This is a genomic window from Enterobacter sp. SECR19-1250 (assembly GCF_013391025.1).
Classification (GTDB): Bacteria; Pseudomonadota; Gammaproteobacteria; order Enterobacterales; family Enterobacteriaceae; genus Enterobacter; species Enterobacter cloacae.
Window position 1 is genome coordinate 1 of the sequence record NZ_JACASJ010000278.1, and the last position, 1,067, is coordinate 1,067.

Genomic DNA, 1,067 nt, shown 5'->3' on the forward strand with positions numbered 1-1,067 from the left:
GATGCGTGATCTGATCCTTCAACTCAGCAAAAGTTCGATTTATTCAACAAAGTCTGCTCTGCGGATTACTGATAAGCAATCTCGAAGTTAACCGTTGACTGGAAGGAACCCGCCGTTACGGTCGCACTTGCGCTTTCTGCTTTCACATATGCCACGAACGGAATGGTGTTGGTGCCATCAACCAACTGAACAGGCGTGGTTGCGTTACCCCAGACGACGTCCTGGCTGGCGCTGTCACGCAGGCCAATACCGGCACCCGACGCAGTACCAGAAGTGAAGGCAGCCAAAGACGCATCCGTTGGGTTTACGCTGGTTGGGGAGTACGTTACCTCAGCTGTTTGTGCAACGGTGGTGTCACAGTGCTGCAGTTCAATGTTCTGATGTACGTTTCCGGCGCGCGCACCATTAGCCAGTGCAGAAACTGGAATTTGGCCAAAATCAACGCTTACCGGGCTTGAGCCTGGCGCCAGACCACATGCGGTATTCACCAGTTCGCCCTGGAATTCAATCTGGCCATTCGTCGTATCAGCGAATGCAGACATTGAACTCAGAGCTGCGGTCAAAGCAACAGCCATAGCAACTTTATTCAGTTTCATAAAATATCCTGTTTTTACCAATATCCTGAGAAATAAAGAGTCGTCACGCTACACAAATGATATACGCGAGTGAAATTAACTCTTGGTTTAGTTCTTAAAACGATATGCGAATAATGAAACTCGCCTAATATTAATTCCCATCGTTTCTTCGAACTAATTCAAATGCTACCAAATCACAATTTCATCACAAAGCAATACATTTAATGTGGGATAGATACGCATTATTAACTCGTAAGGCTCAAAAAACAGGGTTTTATATCTCGCAGAATGGCATGAATAATCTGAAATTTATGATGCTTTTACCACATATATAAATATATAAAAAATGGGAAATTAAGAAATTTCGTAGAGGGAAATGTGAATTTGTTTAATCATGGGGAGAAACTGTGCTGTCGGATGCAGTCACCCGCAGGGAGAGGGTGAGAGTGAGGGAGAAAACAAAAGCAAAAAACCCCGCACCTTACGGTACGG

The 1,067-nt window shown here is 44.9% G+C and carries 1 protein-coding gene; it reads right to left on the minus strand.

Annotation, left to right across the window (positions count from 1 at the left end; all coding sequences use genetic code 11):
- Positions 1–65: 65 nt before the first annotated feature.
- On the minus strand, positions 66–596 hold the full coding sequence (locus HX884_RS26595) for a fimbrial protein (RefSeq protein WP_013095121.1): 531 nt from the start codon (positions 594–596) through the stop codon (positions 66–68).
- Between the last annotated feature and the right edge of the window lie 471 nt (positions 597–1,067).